This window comes from Devosia crocina, from assembly GCF_900116545.1.
Classification (GTDB): domain Bacteria; phylum Pseudomonadota; class Alphaproteobacteria; order Rhizobiales; family Devosiaceae; genus Devosia; species Devosia crocina.
The window spans coordinates 107,337-128,953 of the sequence record NZ_FPCK01000004.1 but is presented as its reverse complement, the minus strand read 5'-3'; the positions used below and the strand labels follow the sequence as shown (position 1 = coordinate 128,953).

The following is a 21,617-nucleotide window of genomic DNA, read 5'->3' as shown; positions in this document are numbered from 1 at the left end:
CATGATCACGATCGATAAACTGGAAGTAGCCGTCAATGGCCGGACGATCCTTCAAGACGTTTCGCTGGAAGCGCCGGCTGGGCAATTGACAGCGATCGTGGGACCCAACGGATCTGGTAAATCGACGCTGCTCAAGGCCCTGTGCAGGGACTATGCCTACTCCGGAAAGATCAGCCTCGATGGCCGGGACATAGCTTCCATGACCCCAATGGAACTTTCGGTGCTCCGCGCAGTCCTGCCGCAATCGAGCAACCTGCCTTTTCCATTCACCGTTCGCGAAGTCGTCGCCATGGGGCTCACCGCGGGACGTCCGGGCGTCGCGCGCCAGCACCTGCAAACCTTGCCCGACGAAGCCTTGGCGCGGGTCGACCTCACAGGGTTCGGTGGGCGCTTTTATGGTGAACTCTCGGGGGGCGAGCAGCAGCGCGTGCAGTTGGCGCGCGTGCTCTGCCAGGTGTGGCAGCCAGTCGTCGAGGGCGTGCCCAGATATCTTTTCCTCGACGAACCGGTGTCCAGCCTCGATATCAAGCACCAGCTTATGATCATGGATGTGGCGCAGCGCTTTGCCCGCAGCGGTGGCGGTGTCATAGCGGTGCTCCATGACCTCAACCTCACCGCGCTTTATGCCGATGCCATCATCGCTTTGCGCAAGGGAAAGGTTGTGGCGAGAGGCCGGCCTGAAGCGGTGCTGACGGATAAGGTGCTCGAAACCGTGTTCGACGTGCCGCTGCGGGTCGGTATAGCGCCGCAAAAAGGCTCGTTTGTTTTGCCGCACTCGGTGCGTGCCGGCGCTGCATCTGAGGTTGCTTGAGGCTTTGATAACGCCCCAAGCCAAGATGCCTCGAAGCGGCCTCTAAAGACGGGTGCGTGCCACTGGCATTGACCGCGCACCCGCGCTTCAAAATCTTTGAGGGCAAAGCGCCTCACCATCAGGAGGGCTGGATCTGACGAGAGCTGCAGGGGCCCGATCTCTGGTGCCCCTAAGAGATGGAGCTACCGCCCCAGCTTTCCATCAACGATCGATGTCGCGAGCGGCGCCGGGCGCGTCACCGGCGTTGTGATCTCCACCACCTGACCGCTCCTCGAAGAGGTCTCGAACGCTTCCATCACTTCGAGCACATGCAGCGCCAGATCACCATTTGCCCGGTGCGGGCGGCCTTCGGCGATTGCGTGGGCCATGTCAGCCAACCCGATCGAGCGATAGTTTCCATCGGCATAGGGCTGATCGGTCTCCACATTGGCCCACTCGCCGCCCTTTTTCAGAAGCTCCACCTGGCCGCCGAAATTATTGGGATCGGGCACGATCAGGGTGGCTTCTGTGCCATAGATTTCGAGCGGCACATGCTTGTGACCAGCCACATCGAAACTCATCGAGATCTGAACCACAGCGCCGTTGGCAAAGACGAGAGTGCCCGACACATGTGTCGGAACATGCACCGGAATGATCTCGCCATTGCGGTCCCTGGAGGTAATCGTGCGAGTATTGCGCAGCATTGTCGCTATGCCGGAAACGCGCGCGACGGGGCCGAGCAGATTGACGAGATCGGTTATGTAATAGGGGCCCATGTCGAGCATGGGTCCGCCCCCGGCTTCGTAATAGAAGGCGGGATTGGGATGCCAGCGTTCGTGTCCCGGACACATGAAATAGGCGGTGCCGCCGATTGCCTGGCCGAGCTCGCCTTCGTCCACGATGCGGCGGGCTGTCTGGTGTGCGCCGCCGAGAAAGGTATCCGGCGCGGAACCGACCCGCAGATTGCGCCCTCGCGCGGCATCGATCAGCTTCTTGCCTTCGGCGAAAACGATCCCGAGCGGCTTTTCCGAATAGACGTGCTTGCCCGCTTCGATTGCCCGCATGCCTACATCCACATGGGCTTTGGGAATGGTGAGGTTGAGGATGATTTCGATTTCAGGATCGACAAAGAGCGCATCCATGCTGACGGCTTTGACGTCGAACTCGGCAGCGCGCGCTTGCGCAGCCGCAGGGTTGAGATCGGCCACGGCTCTTATGTCGAGCACGGGAAATCCCGCTGCGGCCTTGAGATAGGCCGCCGAGATATTGCCGAGCCCGACGATACCAATACCAACTTTGCGCATTCTCTTCTCCCTGTGCTGCCGCAGCCCAGCGGGTGCCGCGGGCTTGTCGAAGTTGCCTCCGACATCCTCTTGCCTAGGTTTGCCACGACGCCTTCGCCGTCTTCAACGTCAATTCCGAGGCTGCCGGGATAATGTTGGTTAGAGATTGACATACGTACCTCAATCGAGGTTTTTTGCTGCCCATCTTCTCTGGCATTGGACCGAGATGTTGAATGTGCGTAACTCGCGGTGGGCTGCCGTCGTGAGCTGTCGGCTTTTGCTTGATCTACGCACGCCAATCTGATCATCTTCATGCTTCTAACGACGCCGGGAAACGGGCGGATGAGAGGATATTTCTGTGTCGCAAGACGACTTGCCGTCCGCCGGGCGCAGCAAGCGCGGCGTAAAGCCTTCCGGCAAGCCGACGCTCAAGACCATTGCTCAGATGACAGGACTTGCGGTCACCACCATTTCGCGCGCGCTCAATAATGCGCCCGAACTGGCCCAGGATACCCGTGACCGCGTGCAGCGGATTGCTGCCGAAATCGGTTATCTACCTGACCGCGCAGCGCTTCGTCTGAAGACTGGACGCACCAATGTGATCGCCCTGGTTCTCGAACCGGATGAGCAGATCTATGGCTTCGGCACCGCGCTCGTGACCGGGATCACCGAGGCCCTGCGGGACACGGCCTATCACCTCGTGATCACGCCCCTGTTTCGTAACGTACAACCGATCGAACCGGTCAAGCACATCGTGCGCAACCGCATGGCGGATGGCGTCATCTTTTCCAAGGCCGAGACCTTCGACGAGCGCATCCGCTTTCTGCTCGATAATGACTTTCCCTTTGTCAGTCACGGTCGCTCGCACTGGCCTGAGCCTCACCCTTTTGTCGATTTCGACAACGAGTCCTATGCATATGAGGCAACGCTGCGCCTTGCTGCGAAAGGCTGCCGCAAGGTCTCGATCGTTCTGCCCGATAGCGCGCTGACCTATACCGATCACCTCAAGTCCGGCATGCAACGCGCAGCACGCGAGGCCGGGATCGGCTTCGAGTTTGCTTCGGACGTCAATCTCGGTAGCCCGACCGATGCCATTCGAAACTACGTGATCAAGCGCGCGCGACGCCCAGATGCGCCCGATGGATATGTTTGTGCTTCAGAAGTTTCCGCGCTCGCTATCCTCGGCGGGCTCAGCGAGGCTGGCTTGAGCAACAAGGCGCATGTCTTGACCAAGCAGTCGACCTCGATGTTCATGCAATTCCAGCCCGATGCCGAAACAGTTCCGGAAGATTTCAGCGGTGCCGGGCGCATGTTGGGGCAAATCCTCTTGCGCCGTATCGCCGGTGAGTCTGAAGGCCTGCACCACATCGCCGTGCCGCGCTTTGCCTGGATCAAAGACCAGCAGTCCAGCCATCCTGCTGCTTGAGCCGTCTGTCGCATCGGCGGATTGGTTCCCTTACTGCATCATTTGTGGGAACTACGCTGCTACCCCGCGGTTCTGCGTACTGCCGCACCTGCGTCAATCCAAAAACCCGTTAGCGCCTTTGCAGTAATCCTGCCGTGCAGATTGCAGCTTGCGCAATCGGGCCAGCAAAATCCGGCTGTCTTACCTGGCGCGGCAGAAATCACCAAAGTGAATCGAACGCGCTCTTCTTGAGCTTGATTCAGAATCGAGCGTGAGTCTAAGGCGCGCGACTCTTGTCGTTTCACCTTCGACTCTGAATCTAAAGCACTTGTTTCATCTCGAGTAGGGCAAGTTAACAGCAAGCGTATACTAACCTGAGTCAGTAAATGGCTCCGAAGGTCTTGCTGCCGTAACCAACGGTTAAGTCATATATGGCAAATCTAGGGCAAGGCCGGATGGGAATACGGCCGCAAACATCGTCAGACGACTATTCGGACGGGTTCGCGAGCCCCCTGATTACTTCGTACCGTTTATCGGTTGTTAACTACCCAGGCCCGAGCGCATTATGACATTGCAGATCCTCTCTTCGACCCGGTCGTCGTCATGACCGGGCCCAGCACCTTCACGCTCTTTTTGTCCGGCGATGCGTCCGTCAAGGCAGCTGCCGATGTTCAGCAACGCTTCAAGACCGCGTTGGCCGAGCAAGCCGGCATAGCTCTCGATACGAGCGGCATCGTACAGGCCGACGTCACCACTATCCAGACGATCCTGGCGGCGCGCAGCAAGGCTGCGGCGCAGGGCAAGTCGTTCACGCTCGCCGGAGCACCGGGAGAAAAGCTGCAAGCGGTCCTCAAGGACGCCGGCTTTCTCGACCCTGCACAGCCTGAAGCAGGCTTTTGGACCCAATCTCAGTAACGCCAAGGGACGCGGCATGACCAAGACAATCCTGACAATCGACGACTCCGCTTCCATCCGCCAAATGGTTGCCATGACCCTTTCTTCAGCCGGCCTCGACGTCATCGAAGCGGTCAATGGCGAGGACGGCTACGAAAAAGCGACCACCAACACGGTTCATGCCGTCATCACCGACCTCAATATGCCGGTGCTCAACGGCATCGAATTCATTCGCAAGTATCGCCAGCATCCTTCGAGCAAGGGCATCCCGATCATCCTTCTGACCACCGAGTCCGACGAGGAACTCAAGCGCCAGGCCAAGGAAGCGGGCGCCACCGGCTGGATCGTCAAGCCCTTCAAGCAGGATCAACTGCTGGCCGTGATCAAGAAGGTCACAGGGGCATGAATATCTCCGACCCCACCGAAACCTTTCGCCAGGAGGCGCGCGAGCTGCTCGATCAGCTTGAAGCCGGGCTGCTCGATCTCGAGCAGGACCCCTCCAATTCCGATCTCATCAACTCCACCTTCCGGGCCCTCCATACAATCAAGGGGTCGGGCGCGATGTTTGGCTTCACGGCGGTGGCTGAATTCGTCCACGACTTCGAAACCGCCTTCGACCGGGTGCGCAAAGGCCAGAGCGAAGCGAATGCAGCCTTGATCGGGGTGGCGCTCGACGCCAAGGACCACATCACCCTGCTGATCGAGAACCCCGATGCCGATATCGCAGGAGGTGCGGAAATCCTTGTTGCGCTTCGCGCTATCGTGGATGGCGTGGGTGAGACCGGCACGGCCGCACCTGCCGTGCCTTCGGCCGCCGAAACGGCAGCGTCTTCTATTGCCGCGCCGGTGGGTTCAGCAGCCGTCAAAAACTGGCGCCTGACCTTCTATCTGCCATCCGATGCCCTCATCTACGGCACCAATCCGCTTCTGCTGCTTGAAGAACTCAAGCAGATCGGACCGGCAACCGTTCTCGCGCTGACCGATCGCATTCCCGACTTCGACATCTTCGACCCTGAAGTCAGCTATCTGGGTTGGCAAGTCGATATCGAGGCGGAAGACCCCACTGCCGCGATTGACGACGTGTTTCTGTTCCTGCGCGACAACATGGAACTCACTCTCGCTCCGCTGCCTCGGGAGCCCGCCGCTGCTGCCGGCCTTGTCATCGACCTTGCTGCGGACGATGCCATGCCCGAGGCTCCATTCGTGCCCGAGAGCGCCGCTCCCGTTGAAGCGCCCATTGTCAAGGTGGCGCCCAAGCGTACCAAGCCTGCGGAGAAGGCCGAGGAAAAGCCGGCGGCGACCTCCTTGCGCGTGCCTGCCGAACGGCTCGACGAGCTTATGGACCGGGTCGGCGAACTGGTGATTGCCCAGGCGCGCCTGAGCCAGATTGCGGCCAGTTCCAGCGACATTGCGCTCAAAACCATTGCCGAGGAACTCGAGCGCCTGTCTTCGGGCCTGCGAGACACGACGATGGGCATCCGCATGGTGCCGATCGGCACAATCTTCTCGCGCTTCCGGCGCCTTGTGCACGATCTGTCCACCGAGTTGGGCAAACAGATCGAGTTCATCACTACAGGCGAAGAAACCGAGCTGGACAAGACGGTCATCGAGCGCCTCGCCGATCCATTGGTGCACCTGATCCGCAATTCGGTCGATCATGGTCTCGAAAGCGCCGAAAAGCGCCTGGCTGCCGGCAAGGACGCCAAAGGGACGGTACGTCTCTCGGCGGTTTATTCGGGCGCCGAAGTCGCCATTTCGGTTATCGATGACGGTGCTGGTCTCAACCATGAGCGCATCCGCGCCAAGGCCGAAGAAAACGGCCTGATCCTGCCCGATGCCAAGCTCACCGAGCAGGAACTCAATCACCTGATCTTTGCGCCTGGTTTTTCGACTGCCAAGGAAGTGACGGCGCTGTCTGGCCGTGGCGTGGGTATGGACGTCGTCAAGCGCACGATCGATGGCCTGCGCGGCACGATCGATGTGACGACCACGCAAGGCGAGGGCTCGACCTTCACCCTGCGCCTGCCGCTGACCCTTGCCATCATCGATGGCATGCTGGTGCGCGTCGGCGATGGCCGCTACACGATCCCGCTCGCGGCGGTCGAAGAATGTGTCGAGCTCCCCGACGGCATTGAAGCTCACGCCAAGGGCCGCAACTTCCTCGATATCCGTGGCAGCCTCGTGCCTTATCTGCGCCTGCGCCAGGTGTTCGGGCTTAAGGGCGAGGGCGAGGCGCACCAGAAGGTGGTGATCGTTTCCTCGGGCGAAGGCCGTGTCGGGCTCGTGGTCGATCAGATCATCGGCAACAACCAGACCGTCATCAAGCAGCTCTCCAAGCTCCACTCGGGCATCAAGTCCTTTTCGGGCGCCACCATTCTCGGTGACGGTTCCGTAGCGCTGATCCTCGATACCGCGCATCTGGTGGCTTCAGGACAATCCTATGTCGAACGCAATGTGGGGAGGGCCGCATGAGCGCGACTGAAGCGTCCATGACCGCGCTGACCATCCGGCTCGAAGACGAACTCTTTGCCGTTGAAGCCAGCCGCGTCCGAGAAATCCTTGATCTCGTAGCCATCACCGAAGTCCCCAGCGCACCCGACTTTGTGGGCGGGCTGATCAATGTGCGCGGCCGCGTCGTGCCCCTTGCCGACCTGCGGGTGATGTTCGGCATGCACCGGCCCGAGCCCGATGAAGACACGCGCATCGTCGTGATGGAAGTCGACATCGATGGCGAACCCACCATTGCCGGCATTCTTGCCGACAAGGTCCACGACGTAACCGAAATCGAGTCCGCCTCGATCGAGGAAGCACCCAAGGTCGGCATGCGCTGGCGCCCCGAATTCGTCAAGGGCATCGGCAAGCGCAATGGCGGCTTCATCATCATTCCAGACATGGAACGGATTTTCGAAACTTCGGGCGGCAGAAGCGCGTCCGCGGCAAATTCAGAAGAAAGGCCTGCCTCGTGAGACTGACTATCAAAACCAAACTGGCGGCCGTGTTTACCACGGTTGTTGCCCTCTCGGGCGCCAGCATGTTCATGGCACTGGGCAATTTGGGATCGCTCAATGAAGAGATGAGCCGGATCGTCAATGGTCCAGTCAGCCGATCCACACAGGTGCTCAATCTCAAGAGTGACATGGTCACGATGGCCAATGACGCACGGCGCATGATCATCGACACCGATATGGAAACACTGCGCCAGGTGCGGTCCTCCATGGACGAACGCCTTGCCAGCATTACGGCAACCGCCCAAGGGCTGGTTGGTGCCTTCGGTGTTCCGCAATCGAATGCCGACATGCAGACGATCGTCGATACTCTGGGGGAATATCGCACGGCGCTGACACGTCTCCAGGACGAGACGATGAAGAACAGCGACCTCAACGCTTTTCAACTTTCAACGACGCGCGGCAGCGCGGCCGTGACCGCTGTCGAGACCTCGCTCGGCGCCTTGCGCGACACCGTTGCCAATCGCATGAGCTCGGGCGAGCTTTCCGGCGCTTCAGCCTATCAGGCCGCGAGCAATCTGCTGCTCTCGGCCAGCGATGTGTTCCGTCAGCACCGCAATGTTCTTCTCGCCTCGAGTGATCCGGCCAAGCAGGACGAATGGTATGCCGATTTCCAGAACGAGTCCGCGGCGCTCCAAAGTGAGCTTGAACAACTTCGGTCCTTCCTGGTCGGATCCGAACTGTCCCAGTTCAACCAGGTGCGCACCGACGTGTCGGAGATGGTCGAAGCAATGAATGCAGGCAATTCAATTGCCATGCAGCGCTCGAGCTATCATGCCAACAACATCAACACCAATGAGACCGCGCCCCGTCGCACACAGATCAGCGGCCTGATCGACAGCATCGTAGAGCGCAACAACCTCGTGCTCAGCGAATCCGTTGAATCCGCGAACGCGCTTTATGAACAAAGCCGCATGCTGCTGATCGGGATTCTGATCGCGTCGGTCGCCATCGCTGCCATCGCTGCCACATGGATCGTGGTGTCCATCTCGCGGGCCATGTCCGCCGCCGTTCGCCTTGCTGACGACGTTGCCAAGGGCGATCTCAATGCGACCGCAAACGTCAAGGGCGATGATGAAGTCGGTGACTTGATCAAGGCGCTCAACGCCATGACGGCCAAGCTTCGCGAAGTCGTCTCGGAAGTCACTGCAGCCACCCGCAACGTCGCTGCCGGTAGCCAGGAAATGTCGGCCACGGCCGAACAACTGAGCCAGGGCGCGACTGAGCAGGCTTCCTCCACCGAAGAAGCCTCGGCGTCGATGGAAGAGATGGCGGCGACCATCAAGCAGTCCGCCGACAATGCGTCGCAGACCGAAAAGATCGCGCGCCAGTCCGCTGCCGACGCCATCGCTTCGGGCGATGCGGTCAACAATGCCGTCTCGGCCATGCAAACCATCGCCGAAAAGATCATGGTCGTGCAAGAAATCGCCCGCCAGACCGATCTTCTGGCGCTGAACGCGGCTGTGGAAGCAGCCCGTGCCGGAGAACATGGCCGCGGCTTTGCCGTGGTCGCCTCCGAAGTGCGCAAACTTGCCGAAAGAAGTCAGGCCGCTGCGGCCGAGATATCGACCCTATCGGGTACGACGGTCAAGGCAGCCCAGTCTGCCGGGGAAATGCTGGGCAAGCTCGTGCCCGACATCCAGCGCACGGCAGAACTGGTCGAAGAAATCACGGCCGGAAGCCGTGAGCAGAATGCCGGTGCAGCCCAGATCAACACTGCTATCCAGCAGCTCGACAAGGTGACCCAGCAGAACACGTCGGCTGCCGAGGAAATGTCCTCGACTGCCGAGGAACTGGCAAGCCAGGCCGAACAGCTTCAGGCCGCCATCAGCTACTTCCGCCTCGATGCAACGGCGACAGCTGCTCTTGCGGTCCAGCCGCTCAAGAAGCCTGCCAAGCGCGACCTGCGCTCGGCCGTGATGGCCTCGGCTCCGCACATGAGCAGCGCCTCCGTTGCCCGGGCAAAGGCCAATTCCGGCGGCTTCGATCTCGACCTCGATGGCGGTTCTGACGACCTCGATGGCGAGTTTTCCCGCCGCGGCGCCGCCTGACCCAGGCGCCTGACACACACGGCGCGCCGCCAAGGCGACGCGCCAAGGGGAGTCGCACGTGGCCCCGGATCAGCGGCGGATCTCTCGCTCGGCCCCAGGAGAGGCTGACATTCCAAGGACTGGACTATGCGTATAACTATCAAGCTCAAATTGGCCGCCGCCTTTGGCTTGCTGATCGTGATGATGGCCGGAATTGCAGGCTACGGCATGATCAATCTCGGCAATTTCAACCAGCAGATCACTCAGATCATCGATGGACCGGTCGAACGGCTCAAGATGGCTCAGAAGATGAGCATCTCCATCTGGGAGGGCGTGGCCAGCCAAAGGGCTGTCCTGCAGGCCAATAACGCTTCCGAAATCCGCGGATATGTCGCCGAGATCCAGCAGTCGCGCACCAACTTCTGGGACTCACAAACTGCCGGTGCGGCAAGTGCATCTGCAGAAGACAAGGACATCTGGGAAGAAGCAGCCGAGGTGGGTAAGCGGTTCGACCAAACGGCAGATCGTCTCGTGAGCATGGTCGAGGCCGGCAACCATGCCGGAGCAATGCAGCTATCGGCCGGCGAAGCCCGGAACGTCACTCTTGAGATCGACGACGTCGTCGACCGGATCGTCAACCACTCCGAAGATCTGCTGGTCGAAGCCGACGAGAGCACCAACGAGCAATATGCCGCCACATCCCTGATGACCACCATCGTGTCAGCCTTCGCAGTTCTCTTGGCCATTGCCGCAGCCATCTGGATCGCAGTCGGCGTCAGCCGTGGCCTTGGCAGCATCCGGCGCGCCATCGACGCTGTTGCCATCGGTGACCTCGACCAGACCATCAAGGTCACCAGCAATGACGAAATCCGCGATGTCGTTGAAACCGTCAACAACATGACCGGCAATCTGCGCGGCACCGCCCAGATCGCCGATCAGATCGCCAATGGCGACCTGACCGTCGAACCCAAGCGCCTTTCCGATCAGGACACGCTGGGTATCGCCCTGGAGCGCATGGTGGAAAAGCTGCGCGACGTGATCGCTGACGCGATCTCTTCAGCCAACAACGTTTCGGCTGGGGCGCAAGAAATGTCGGCTACGGCCGAACAGCTGAGCCAGGGCGCGACTGAACAGGCCTCCTCGACCGAAGAAGCCTCGGCATCGATGGAAGAAATGGCGGCGACCATCAAGCAGTCGGCCGACAATGCCAGCCAAACCGAAAAGATCGCGCGCCAGTCCGCTGCCGACGCCATCGCTTCGGGCAAGGCGGTTTCGGACGCCGTCAGCGCCATGGAAACCATTGCCGACAAGATCATGGTGGTCCAGGAAATCGCCCGCCAGACCGATCTGCTTGCTCTCAACGCGGCTGTGGAAGCAGCCCGAGCCGGCGAACATGGCCGCGGCTTTGCCGTGGTGGCTTCCGAAGTGCGGAAGCTCGCTGAACGCAGCCAGGCCGCTGCCGCCGAGATTTCGACTCTTTCAGGTACAACGGTCAAGGCCGCTCAGTCTGCCGGTGAGATGCTGGGCAAGCTCGTGCCCGATATCCAGCGCACGGCGGAACTGGTCGAGGAAATCTCGGCCGGCAGCCGCGAACAGAATGCCGGTGCGGCCCAGATCAACACCGCGATCCAGCAGCTCGACAAGGTGACCCAGCAGAACACCTCGGCCGCCGAGGAAATGTCGGCGACCGCCGAAGAGCTGGCGAGCCAGTCCGAACAGCTCCAATCAGCCATCAGCTACTTCCGCCTGTCCAGCAATGCGACCGCCGCGCTCGCCGGCAAGCCGAAGGCAGCCAATCGCGACATCAAGACTGCCGTCCTTGCCGTTTCGCCGCACATGAACAAGGCAGCCCAGCGGCCCAAGGCGAATTCGGGTGGTTTCGATCTGTCGCTCGATGGCGGCTCGGACGAGATGGACGACAGCTTCACCCGCATCTCGGCATAGCAAGGGGGTAATATGTCCGATCATAATCAATATGTGACCCTGGGGGTGGCAGAGGACATCTATGCCGCTCCCGTCAGCAAGGTTCAGGAAATCCTCGACATGCGCCCCATTTCGCGCCTGCCGCGGGCGCCGGACAACTTCCTGGGGATCATTGACGTGCGCGGACAGGGCGTGCCGGTGCTCGATCTGCGGCTGACCCTGGGCATGGAGCCCCTCGCCGACACGGAGACAACCCGTATCGTGGTCCTCTGCGTTCAAGGCGCTGACGCTCCGGTGACGCTTGGACTGAGGGCAGATCGAGTGTTCGAGGTCACCGTGCTCGACAGCGACACGCTCGATCCGCCGCCCGATGTCAATGCACGCTGGCGGGATCACTGCATCCTCGGCATCGGCCGGCGCAACGGCAATTTCGTGACGGTGCTCGACCTCGACAAGCTCCTGGGCGAGGGGGCTCGAACCCTCTCGGCTGCGTAACAATGATACTGGCCCGTCGCAGTCCTGCGCGGGCCTTCTCCCGGAGAGACCAGAGTGGCTCTAGCAATGCGTGCCCTCCAGATCGAAGACGATGGCGAGGATCATCTCAGCCATGCCGACTTCGCCAAGATCGCGACCTTGATCGGCAATGAGGCAGGCATCCGCCTGCCCCCTGCCAAGCGCCTGATGGTGGAAGGCAGGTTGCGCCGCCGCCTGCGTGCGCTGCAGCTGACCAGCTTTGATAGCTATTGCGACTATGTGTTTCGCAAAGACGGGCTCAAGCAGGAACTGCCCTATCTGATCAACGTGGTCACGACCAACAAGACCGATTTCTTTCGCGAGCCCGAGCATTTCGAGCTCATGCGCGCGAAGATGGTGCCCGAACTGCTCCAAGGGCGCGCCGGCGAGCGCAATCCACTGCTCAAGGTCTGGAGCGCTGCCTCCTCGACGGGCGCCGAGGCCTATACCTGCGCCATGGTGCTCGCCGACATGGTCAAGGAAGGCGGCGGGTTCCGCTTTTCCATCCTTGGCACCGACATCTCCACCGATGTTCTGGCGCAGGGCGTTCGCGCGGTTTATCCGGCTGACCAGATCGTGCCTGTGCCCCAATCCATGCAGGCCAAATATCTGATGTGGGCGCGCAAGGCGGGTGTGCGTCCCGATACGCGGATCGTCCCTGAACTGCGGCGCCTGGTGCAGTTTCACCGGCTTAACCTGATGGACGAAAAATACCCCTTCGATCGGGATGTCGACATCATCCTCCTGCGCAATGTGCTGATCTATTTCGACAAGGCGGACCAGGCCAAGGTGATCAACCGGCTCGTGGGGCATCTTCGTCCGGGCGGTTATCTACTTCTTGGTCATTCCGAGTCCATGATCGGTACATCGATACCCGTGCGGCAGGTCGCGCCTGCCGTGTTCCAGCGAGTGTGAGCGCGAAAACATGAACAAGATCCGCGTCCTGATCGTGGATGATAGCGCCTCGGTGCGAACGACCCTGAGCGAGATTATCGCCGCCGATCCAGACCTTGAGGTCATGGCGACGGCTGCCGACCCCTATGTAGCGGTCGAGAAAATCCGCCAGGAAGTCCCCGACGTCATCTTCCTCGATGTGGAAATGCCGCGCATGGACGGTCTGACCTTTCTTCGCAAGATCATGGCGCAGCGCCCCATACCGGTTGTCATCTGCTCGGGCGTTGCCCAGGCCGGCTCCGACACGTTGATGCAGTGCCTTGAAGCGGGTGCGGTGGACGTGGTCACCAAGCCACGCGTCGATACCGCCCAGTTCCTGCAAGAATCGCGAATGCGCATCTGTGATGCTGCCAAGGCTGCAGCTCATGCCAAGCTCAGGGGGCTCAAAAAGGCTGCGCCCGAGCTCAGGGTCGAAGCCAAGCTCAATGCCGATGCGATCATCCCGCCCATCTCGGACGCGCGCCGCGACAGCTTGATCGCGCGCATGCCTGTGACAGAACCCATCGTGTCGATCGGAGCATCGACCGGTGGCACCGAAGCCCTGCGCGAGGTGCTCGAGGAACTGCCGGCCAACAGTCCAGCGATCCTGATCGTCCAGCATATGCCCGAAAAATTCACCGGGGCCTTCGCCCGCCGCCTCGACGCGTCATGCGCCATCGGCGTCAAGGAAGCGCAAGACGGAGACCTGGTGCTTGCCGGCCGTGCGCTGATCGCTCCAGGCAATGTGCACATGCAACTGGTGCGCAATGGCTCGCGCTATTCGGTCAAGATTGTCGAAGGTCCGCACGTTTCGCGTCATCGGCCTTCCGTTGACGTCCTTTTCCGCTCGACCGCGCAAGCGGCGGGTCGCAATGCCCTTGGCATGCTCTTGACGGGCATGGGCGACGATGGCGCCCGCGGTCTCCTCGAAATGCGCCAGATGGGCAGCCCGACTGTGGCTCAGGACGAGGAAAGTTCAGTCGTCTTCGGCATGCCCAAGGAAGCCATCCAGCGCGGGGCTGCCGCGCGGGTTCTGCCGCTATCGCGCATGGCCAACGAAATCACCGCATTTGGCCGCAACGCACCCAAACCGACAGGAGGCCAGTCATGACCCCCATGCCGCAAGCCAGCAGTGTTTCAGCGCTCGCCGAGGCTCTTTCGCGGCCACGCGAGGAGATCGAAGCCGCTTTCGTCGAAGTCGGCACGCGCCTTTCCGAAGGTGCAGCCATGCTCAATCGGCTCACCAAGCTCTTTGAAGCCTTGCCGGCAGCCCTCCAGGGTGACGAGGTAATCGAAGCGAGCGCCCAGCTTCGCGCCGTCGCCAGCAAGGCGCGGGACCTGACGCAAGACTTCGCCAAGGAAAAAGCTGACCTCGAACGCTTGACCCAGGTCGTTGCCGCTGCCAACAGCCCGATTGGCGAGCTTCGCCGGGCAGTGAAGATGATGGGCATTGTCTCGGTCAATGCCCGCGTCACGGCGGCCGGTATCGTCGGGGACAACGAAGATTTCGAGGTCTTTACCACCGACATCGCCACGCTTTCGGACTCGGCACGCACCACGATTCACGAGTTCAGCCAGGTCTATCGCCAGCTGACCACGGAGGTCGAGCAGGCGGCGAGCCAGCGCGCGCGGTTTGATGCAGCTCACGCGCACACCCTGTCCGAACTTGCCGAACAGCTGGATCAGACGCTTTGCGCCCTTGATGCACAACGCCAATCCGCGGTGGAGGGGAGCGCTGAAACCGGCCGGGTGTCGCGGGGTATCGTCGGCCGGATCGGCAGCGCTGTCATGGCGCTTCAGGTTGGCGACTCCACCCGCCAGCGGCTCGAACATGTGGAGTCAGGGCTTGCCTGCCTTGCCGACATAATAGCGGACAATGAGGCCTTCGACGATGACAGCAGGCGCCAATCCGTCGCGGCCCTGAGCGTGCTTGAGCAAACCCAGTTGCGCGAAACCGCCCTTGAATTTGCCGAGGAAGTCGGCGAGGCGGAAACCGCTCTTGCCGCGCTCGCCAGCGATGCCGGCACGATCATGTCGCGCAGCCGCGACCTTTATGGCGCCGGCAAAGACGCGTCGGCCCTCACCGTACTCAGCGCCCAGTTGCGTACAGCCACCGAAATCCTTCGTGATTGCGAAATCGAGCGCGGCAAGCTCGAGGCGGTGGCATCGGCCGTGCAACAGACGGTTTCGGTCCTTCTCGGACACGTGGCTGCGGTTCAGGACATCGAAGCCAATATGCGGCTCGTCAGCCTCAATGCGGCGGTACGCTGCGCCCAGCTCGGCCCGCGCGGCGCTTCGCTCACCGTCATCGCATCGCAGCTGCGCGAACTGACGACCGAAACGGTGGTCGCCGCCGAGGCAGCCATGGGGCAGCTCGATGAAGCCTCGGCGCTGGCGGGAGCCTTTGGTGCAGCTGCTGGCGGCGACAATGCGGGGCAGATCGGCCGGCTCGAACAGCAGGCCAATCACGCCATGTCGCTTCTCTCAGGGTTGGACGAGCGCCTTGCGGGCGCCATGCAGAGCCTGAACAGCGATGGTCCTAAGGTCATCAAGCTGCTCGCCGCAGCCGCGGGCAGCATCGATGGGCAGGTGCGGCTGAGCGAGAGCATGGAAGATATCGCCATGCAGATCACGGCGCTTTCGAACGATTCCGTGCCGGCGACGCCGCCTGCAGCGCTGACCACGGTCCTCGAACGCTTGCGCAAAAGCTACACGATGGAAGCGGAACGGAAGATCCATGCCGCTCTCTTCGGAGGCGCCGCGCAAGCAGCAGCCGAAGCAGTCGATGACAGCGACGACTTCGATCTTGCCGACATGATGTTCTAGCCAAGGGCCCGCCATTACGGCGGGCCTTTGTGTCAGTAGGTGAAGGCGGCGCTGACCTGCCCCCAGTCCCCAATCTGTGCTGTCACCGACACGGCGTCTTCGAGCGGTACGGCGATGCGGGCGCCGGTGATGATGACCTGGCCCGCCTTCAGGCCCATGCCGCGTCGCTCCGCCACCGGTGCAAGCCATTTGACTGCCGCCAGGATATCGGCCCATGAGGCGCCGGTCTCGACCTCCTTGATCGTCCGGTCTCCATAGCGGAGCACGATCGGCAAATGCGCTGCCGTTGCGGCGACCGAGCGATCCATGGCCGCCCCCACGATCACCGCCCCGTTGCTCTGGAGATCTCCCAGCTGCAGATTGCGTGGCATAGCACTGCGATCAACAAAAGGATTGCCGACCATTTCGAGCGCGGGATGAATGCTGGCGATGGCCGCTTCGATGTGTGCCTCGTCCGCTGATGCTTCGATATCCGCTCCAAGCTTGAGCGCCAGTTCGACCTCGGTGATGATGAGGCGGTGGCACTTGGCATCAAGCGTCGCGCCATCTTCGAAATATCGGTTGGCGGGGATGGGCGAACAGGGAGGCTCGGCGCCGAGTCCCGCCCCGATTTTCCAACCGCCGGCAGGCCCGATCCCTGCCATGATCCGATCCTGCAAGGCGTGGATCGCGGGGATATCGGCGGGCACGTCGTGCTCGGCAACTGGACCGACGAGAGGGCCGCCATCGTGCGCGGCGATAAGGGCTTGGGCGATGTCGTGATCAGGTTGAGTCATGGGTCCTGCTGGTCGGCTCGAGGAGTGGTTTCGATGAGGCGGATGCCCGATTCGGCGCAAAGCTGCCGGATCGAAGCGTGGGGACAATTGTCCGTGATGAATGTATGGGCTTGCGAAAGATGCCCGATGCGCACCGGGGCTGTGCGCGTGAACTTGCTGGAATCGGACACAAGGATGACATGGCGCGCATTGGCCAGAATGGCCTGGGCCACCTTGACTTCGCGGAAATCGAAATCGAGCAATCCCCCATCTGCATCGATCGCCGACACCCCAATGACGGCGAAGTCGACCTTGAACTGACGGATGAAGTCGACGGCTGCCTCTCCAACGATCCCGCCATCCGAAGGGCGCACGACACCTCCGGCGATTACCACTTCCATGCTCGGAGCAAGGCGCAGGCGATTGGCGACATTGATGTTGTTGGTGATCACCATCAAACCGCGATGATCTGCCAACGCCTGGCTCACGGCTTCCGTTGTCGTCCCGATATTGATGAACAAGGACGCGTTGTCGGGAATAAGCGCAGCGGCCGCCCGTCCGATGGCGTGCTTCTCAAGGATGGCGATCTGGCGCCTGGCTTCATATTCGACATTCTCGACACCCGATGGATGGATTGCCCCGCCATGGGTTCGGCGCAGGGCGCCGCGATCGCAAAGAAGGTTGAGATCCTTGCGCACCGTTTGCGGTGTCACGCCGAACGCATCCACCAACTGCTCGACCGTAACCCCGCCCTTCTTCCGGGCGAGTTCGACGATCTGAGCCTGTCGCATCGAAGGGTTCATCTGGGTGCCGCTTTCGCTTGCTGAGTAAACGAAAGCGGCTCGCCCGGGAAGAGCCGAGATCTGAGATCAGCGTGTGGCGCTGATCTAGATCAGCGTCTGGCGCGCGCCGACCATCTGACCTCGGGCGAAAAAGAAAAGTCCTTGTCGAATGGAAATGAGGGACGGGGCGTATGTTCGCGCACCGTGCGCTCGACGAACTGATCCACGACACCGGGCGAAAGGGCCATGATGCCAGGATTGGCGATCGGCCCGAGCTCGGGGGAAAGATACCCTGACTTGACCACGACGACACGGGCAGCATGGGGCTCAAGCCCGAGCCGCTTGAAGTCGGCAATGGCGTGGAAAGGTCGCCGGCGTGCGGTCAGCACAAGATCAATACCACCGATCCTCACCACGGCCTCGCGCAAAGTCGGATCGTCGACAGGCAAGAGCATGCACACCCTTACCTCGGTTTGGACCGGCGTCGAAGATGGGTCAAGGCTAGCGCCGATCGCGAGGAGGACACTGGCCCCTTCGCCTGCAGCATAGGCTTTGTCTGTTGCAGCCCTGTCGGCAATGCCGGCAAAAATCACGCCCTGGGCATCGCGAGCCATGAGTTCGGCCAGAACTTCGGCCCGGTCGCCAACGCCACCACCTGTGGGATTGTCCCCGGATTCGGCGAGCACCACGGGATGCGTTTGGCTCGCAAGTGACCGCTCGACACACGCGCCGATCGATCCGGTTTCCATGCCAAAGGTGAACTGCTCGCGAATATCCCAATAGCTCTGCGCCAGCGCCGATGCAGCCTCGGCCAAGGCCACTTCGTCCGTACCCGTCACGATGGCGCAGGCAGTGGCCCGTGGCTCGTCGGCCCAGACATAGCCGACCTGGAAAGACGCATCCCAAATCCCGGTCGGCTCCTCGATGGCGTGGAGCCCTGCATAAAAGCTGCGCGCCGGCTCATCCTGCGTCGATGTGCGCTCGCCCGGCAACAGAACCGGCACCGGCGCCCAAGCAAGTTTTGGGCGCTCGCCGCTTCCAAGCGCACGCACCAGCATTGTCACCGCTCTTCGCATGGTATCGGGCACATCGATATGGGGCGCGGTGCGATAGGTCGAGAAGATGTCGAGCGCGTCGATAATCCTTTGGCTGACGTTGCCATGAAGATCGTAGCTCGCGGCAATCAGCACATCAGGCCCGACATGCTCGCGCACGGCCGCGATGAAATCGCCTTCGGCATCGAAGAGCCCATCGACGAACATGGCGCCGTGCATGGCGAGGTAAACACCATCGAGCGGCATGGCTTCGCCTATGCCGGCAAGGATTTGGCTTTTCCACTTCTCGTAGAGCGCACGCTCCACCGGTCCTCCGGCAATCGCGCGGGCATGAAGGATCGTGACGAACTCGGCGGGAAAGTGGGTCAGGAAATCGAAATACTGATCCCGCAGCATGGCCTGACCGCGCAACACGCGAAAGTCGGCCTCGCGCGCAAGAACGGGATTATAGGTGCTGCATTCGGTATGCAGCCCAGCAACGGCAATGCGCATCTGGACACTCCTTGAACTCGGGGCGGAGTCGTTCCTCCGGAAAAGCAATGGTTGGTCAGGCGGGCTCGCCCATCGGATAGGGCAGGTATCCGAGAAAGCCGGTCAGCTTCCAACGTCCCTCGACCTTTCGGCAGAAGTAGAGCGTCTGCCAATTGAGCCGGTCGACGCCGCCATCGCGCAGCATGATCGTGCCGTCGAATTTCTTGTGCGCAATCGCCCGGTCGCCGGTGATCTCGATCTGTGTCAGGCTGGTCGCCCGGTGAATGCCGGCTTCAACATCTTCGGCATAGTCGAGCTTCTGACCCTCTCGAGCCTGTCGCAGCCATTCGTCACGGTAATGGGTAAGGGTGGGATAGCTGATGGTCCAGCCGTCGGGATTGTCGCCACGATTGCCGTTGATCCCCATGAAGTCAGCGGCGACGAAATCGTCTTCAACCATGGACCAATCTGCTGCCACATAGGCGGCGATATCGCGCGGCACCAGCATGGTCCAGATTGCGGAGCGGTCCGGGTCGTCGGGGAAGGGATCAGCCGATAAGGTCATGCAGCGCTCATGCTGTTTCAGATTTTCATAGAGGTCAGTTCACGCAACCTGTTCAGCAAAGGCCACATGGATACCAATCGGTCTATGGTGCTTTCGCCAGATGGATCTGTCCAGCGGAAAAGTGTCATCAAATCTGTTGGGAAAGCCCAGAAACGAGGCGGTGCGGCGCAAAAAACGGCAGCCTTGAGGCGTGGTCTAGATTGGTATTGTAATGGCCGTGAATCTGTGTTGACATGATGTCAGAAACACGCCTAGTCTTGAAAACCGTTTACAAAATAAACGACCGGTCCGGAAGAGATTGGCGTGCAAAGGTGCAGGGAATATGAGGGTTGGCATTGTAGGTCTCGGCTATCGGCTGGCTTATCTGGCACGCGTCTTCTCTGCGGCGCGGAGCGATTTCTCGATTGTCGGCTACGTCGATCCCGAACCTGCTGGCCTGCCCTATGTCGCTGAGCATGGCATTGCGGTTGGTTCCTCTTATGAGAGCCTTGAGGCAATGATCGATGGGGGTGAACTCGACCTGTTGATGGTCGGTTCGCCCAATCACCTGCACCTTGACCATATCCGCATTGGGCTGGAGCGCGGCTTGAAGATCTTTGCCGAAAAACCTGTCGTCACCTCGATCGAGGATACGATGGCCCTTGCCGAGTTGATCGGGCGATACGGGTCGGACGAGGTCATGGTCGGTCTCGTCCTGCGCTATGCTCCGCTCTATGTCGACTTGCGCAAGGCGCAGGCCGAGGGCCGGATCGGCGACATCGCATCGATCGAAGCGTCAGAAACCATCCCGCCTTATCACGGCGCCTTCTTCATGCGCGATTGGCGGCGGTATGAAAAATATGCCGGCAGCTTCATGCTCGAAAAATGCTGCCACGACCTCGATCTTTATAACGGCGTCATGGGGTGTCGCCCCCGCTATGTCGCAAGCTTTGGCGGGCGCCGCAGCTTCGTGCCGGATAATGCGCCGCAAGGAGCGGGTGCCAACGACCTCGAGGTCTACCATCGCAAACCTTCCGGCTGGGAGGGCTCGGACAAGGTCTTTGACAGCGACGGCGACATCATCGATTTCCAGACCGCGCTGGTGCAATACGAGAACGGCGCGGCGCTGACCTTTCACACCAATCTCAACGTGCCCGACGATTTCCGCCGGTTTGCGGTGATAGGCGCGAAGGGCATGGCCGAGGGTGATTTCGTCCGCAACTATTTCAAGCTCACCGACAGCCGGACGTCCGAGCGAGTCGAGGACAAGACTTATAAGGGCACCGACCTGTCGGTGCATTACGGCGCCGACGAGCAGATGGCGGCCGACATCCTCAAGCATATGCTCGAGGGGACACCCCTGCCGGTATCGGTGGTCGATGCGCTCGAGGCGGGGCTTTTGGCGCTTTCCATGGACGAAGCGATGGCGAGCCGAACCGTTGTCGACATGACCCCCATTTGGCAGCGCTTCGATGCTGCCCTGGGTCGCAGCTAGAAGGGGCGGGCGATGACCAGCACAAGAGGCGCCACACTTTTTGCTCTGGCTCTGCTGGCCCCGGCCCTGATCTACATTCTCTCGATCGTCGCCTATCCCCTGGTCGACACGGTCATTCTCTCCTTCACCAATGCCGCCCTGCGCCCAGACTATGATTTTGTCGGCTGGGCGAACTATCAGCGCATTTTCGGGGCCGGCAACTTCACCGAAGTCATCATCCGCACCTTCATCTGGACCTTCTTTTCGGTGTCCATCAAGATGATCATCGGCATGGCCGGGGCGGTGCTGCTCAATGCCGCCATTCCCGGACAAGCCGTTTTCCGCATCCTGACCATGCCGCCTTGGATCGTGCCGATGGCCATCGGCATCTTCATGTGGGGCTGGATGTATAACGGCCAGTTCGGCATGATTTCCGGGCTCTTGCAGAATTTTGGCATTCTGAGCCGGCCCTTCCCATTCCTTGCCTATGGCAACAGCGCCTTCTGGGCGACGATTGTCACCGATGTGTGGATCGGCGTGCCCATGGTGACCATCTATTTCCTGGCCTCCATGCAATCGATCCCGCGCGATCTCTATGAGGCGGCCTGGACCGATGGGGCAGGGCGGTTCTATCGCTTCCGCCGCATCACCCTGCCACTCATGGTGCCGGCCATCCTGACCATGAGCCTGCTCTCGCTCATTTCGACCTTCAATTCCTTCGATATCATCTGGATCCTGACCCAAGGCGGGCCGTCCAACCAGACCACGACGATGATCATCGATACCTACAAGACCGCCATCGGCTCCTATCGCTATGGCGAGGGCGCCGCGCGGGCAGTGGTCATCTGCATTTTCGTCTCGTTGTTCTGCATCGTCTATTTCCGGGCCGTGCGCCGGCTTCAGCAGGGAGAAGCCAAATGAGCGACGTCGCCCG

General features: G+C 60.9%; 19 protein-coding genes. 14 read left to right on the top strand and 5 right to left on the bottom strand.

Annotation, left to right across the window (positions count from 1 at the left end; genetic code table 11):
• Nucleotide 1 precedes the first annotated feature (1 nt).
• Nucleotides 2-811, top strand: coding sequence for a heme ABC transporter ATP-binding protein (locus BM364_RS16670; RefSeq protein ID WP_092426598.1), 810 nt, complete (start codon nt 2-4; stop codon nt 809-811).
• 182 nt (nt 812-993) lie between these two features.
• Here the strand turns inward: BM364_RS16670 and BM364_RS16665 are convergent, their stop codons facing one another.
• Entirely contained in the window at nt 994-2,094 is a 1,101-nt protein-coding gene (locus tag BM364_RS16665; protein WP_092426595.1) for a Gfo/Idh/MocA family protein, read from the bottom strand.
• Nucleotides 2,095-2,431: 337 nt separating this feature from the next.
• Here BM364_RS16665 and BM364_RS16660 point away from each other — a divergent pair, with 337 nt between their 5' ends.
• From BM364_RS16660 to BM364_RS16610, 11 genes are all read left to right on the top strand, one after another.
• Complete coding sequence (locus tag BM364_RS16660; protein ID WP_244542924.1) at nt 2,432-3,499, top strand: LacI family transcriptional regulator; 1,068 nt, start codon at nt 2,432-2,434, stop codon at nt 3,497-3,499.
• A 582-nt stretch (nt 3,500-4,081) separates the two neighbouring features.
• A complete protein-coding gene (locus BM364_RS16655) occupies nt 4,082-4,393 on the top strand; it encodes an STAS domain-containing protein (protein WP_092426593.1) in 312 nt (103 codons plus the stop codon).
• 16 nt (nt 4,394-4,409) lie between these two features.
• Entirely contained in the window at nt 4,410-4,778 is a 369-nt protein-coding gene (locus BM364_RS16650; RefSeq protein WP_092426591.1) for a response regulator, read from the top strand.
• Nucleotides 4,775-6,844, top strand: a complete 2,070-nt coding sequence (locus BM364_RS16645) for a chemotaxis protein CheA (RefSeq protein WP_092426589.1) — start codon at nt 4,775-4,777, stop codon at nt 6,842-6,844. Before BM364_RS16650 ends, BM364_RS16645 begins: the two co-directional genes overlap by 4 nt.
• Nucleotides 6,841-7,338: a chemotaxis protein CheW gene (locus BM364_RS16640; RefSeq protein ID WP_244542923.1), complete on the top strand. Its 498-nt coding sequence runs from the start codon at nt 6,841-6,843 to the stop codon at nt 7,336-7,338. The genes BM364_RS16645 and BM364_RS16640 overlap by 4 nt, the downstream gene beginning before the upstream one ends.
• Nucleotides 7,335-9,428, top strand: coding sequence for a HAMP domain-containing methyl-accepting chemotaxis protein (locus tag BM364_RS16635; RefSeq protein ID WP_092426587.1), 2,094 nt, complete (start codon nt 7,335-7,337; stop codon nt 9,426-9,428). Before BM364_RS16640 ends, BM364_RS16635 begins: the two co-directional genes overlap by 4 nt.
• A 126-nt stretch (nt 9,429-9,554) precedes the next feature.
• Nucleotides 9,555-11,351 (top strand): methyl-accepting chemotaxis protein, encoded by a 1,797-nt coding sequence (locus BM364_RS16630; protein WP_092426584.1) that lies wholly within the window; start codon nt 9,555-9,557, stop codon nt 11,349-11,351.
• Nucleotides 11,352-11,363: 12 nt separating this feature from the next.
• On the top strand, nt 11,364-11,825 hold the full coding sequence (locus tag BM364_RS16625) for a chemotaxis protein CheW (RefSeq protein WP_092426582.1): 462 nt from the start codon (nt 11,364-11,366) through the stop codon (nt 11,823-11,825).
• Nucleotides 11,826-11,891: 66 nt separating this feature from the next.
• Entirely contained in the window at nt 11,892-12,758 is an 867-nt protein-coding gene (locus BM364_RS16620) for a CheR family methyltransferase (protein ID WP_092426580.1), read from the top strand.
• A gap of 10 nt (nt 12,759-12,768) precedes the next feature.
• A complete protein-coding gene (locus BM364_RS16615; protein ID WP_092426578.1) occupies nt 12,769-13,887 on the top strand; it encodes a protein-glutamate methylesterase/protein-glutamine glutaminase in 1,119 nt (372 codons plus the stop codon).
• Complete coding sequence (locus BM364_RS16610; RefSeq protein ID WP_092426576.1) at nt 13,884-15,602, top strand: hypothetical protein; 1,719 nt, start codon at nt 13,884-13,886, stop codon at nt 15,600-15,602. The genes BM364_RS16615 and BM364_RS16610 overlap by 4 nt, the downstream gene beginning before the upstream one ends.
• 32 nt (nt 15,603-15,634) lie before the next feature.
• On the opposite strand, the gene BM364_RS16605 is transcribed toward BM364_RS16610, so the two are convergent.
• The 4 genes from BM364_RS16605 to BM364_RS16590 all read right to left on the bottom strand — a co-directional run bounded on the left by BM364_RS16605 (nt 15,635) and on the right by BM364_RS16590 (nt 19,230).
• A complete protein-coding gene (locus tag BM364_RS16605) occupies nt 15,635-16,378 on the bottom strand; it encodes a fumarylacetoacetate hydrolase family protein (protein ID WP_092426573.1) in 744 nt (247 codons plus the stop codon).
• Nucleotides 16,375-17,148 carry a DeoR/GlpR family DNA-binding transcription regulator gene (locus tag BM364_RS16600; protein WP_425284910.1) on the bottom strand — a complete coding sequence of 258 codons (774 nt, stop codon included), beginning with the start codon at nt 17,146-17,148 and terminating at the stop codon, nt 16,375-16,377. Before BM364_RS16600 ends, BM364_RS16605 begins: the two co-directional genes overlap by 4 nt.
• Nucleotides 17,149-17,249: 101 nt before the next feature.
• On the bottom strand, nt 17,250-18,686 hold the full coding sequence (locus BM364_RS16595) for a M81 family metallopeptidase (protein WP_092426569.1): 1,437 nt from the start codon (nt 18,684-18,686) through the stop codon (nt 17,250-17,252).
• A 55-nt stretch (nt 18,687-18,741) separates the two neighbouring features.
• On the bottom strand, nt 18,742-19,230 hold the full coding sequence (locus BM364_RS16590) for a hypothetical protein (RefSeq protein ID WP_092426567.1): 489 nt from the start codon (nt 19,228-19,230) through the stop codon (nt 18,742-18,744).
• Between the two features lie 322 nt (nt 19,231-19,552).
• On the opposite strand from BM364_RS16590, the gene BM364_RS16585 reads away from it, so the two are divergent.
• Together BM364_RS16585 and BM364_RS16580 are read left to right on the top strand one after the other, a co-directional pair.
• Nucleotides 19,553-20,704: a Gfo/Idh/MocA family protein gene (locus tag BM364_RS16585; RefSeq protein ID WP_092426565.1), complete on the top strand. Its 1,152-nt coding sequence runs from the start codon at nt 19,553-19,555 to the stop codon at nt 20,702-20,704.
• A 12-nt stretch (nt 20,705-20,716) separates the two neighbouring features.
• Complete coding sequence (locus BM364_RS16580) at nt 20,717-21,604, top strand: carbohydrate ABC transporter permease (RefSeq protein ID WP_092426562.1); 888 nt, start codon at nt 20,717-20,719, stop codon at nt 21,602-21,604.
• Nucleotides 21,605-21,617: the final 13 nt, after the last annotated feature.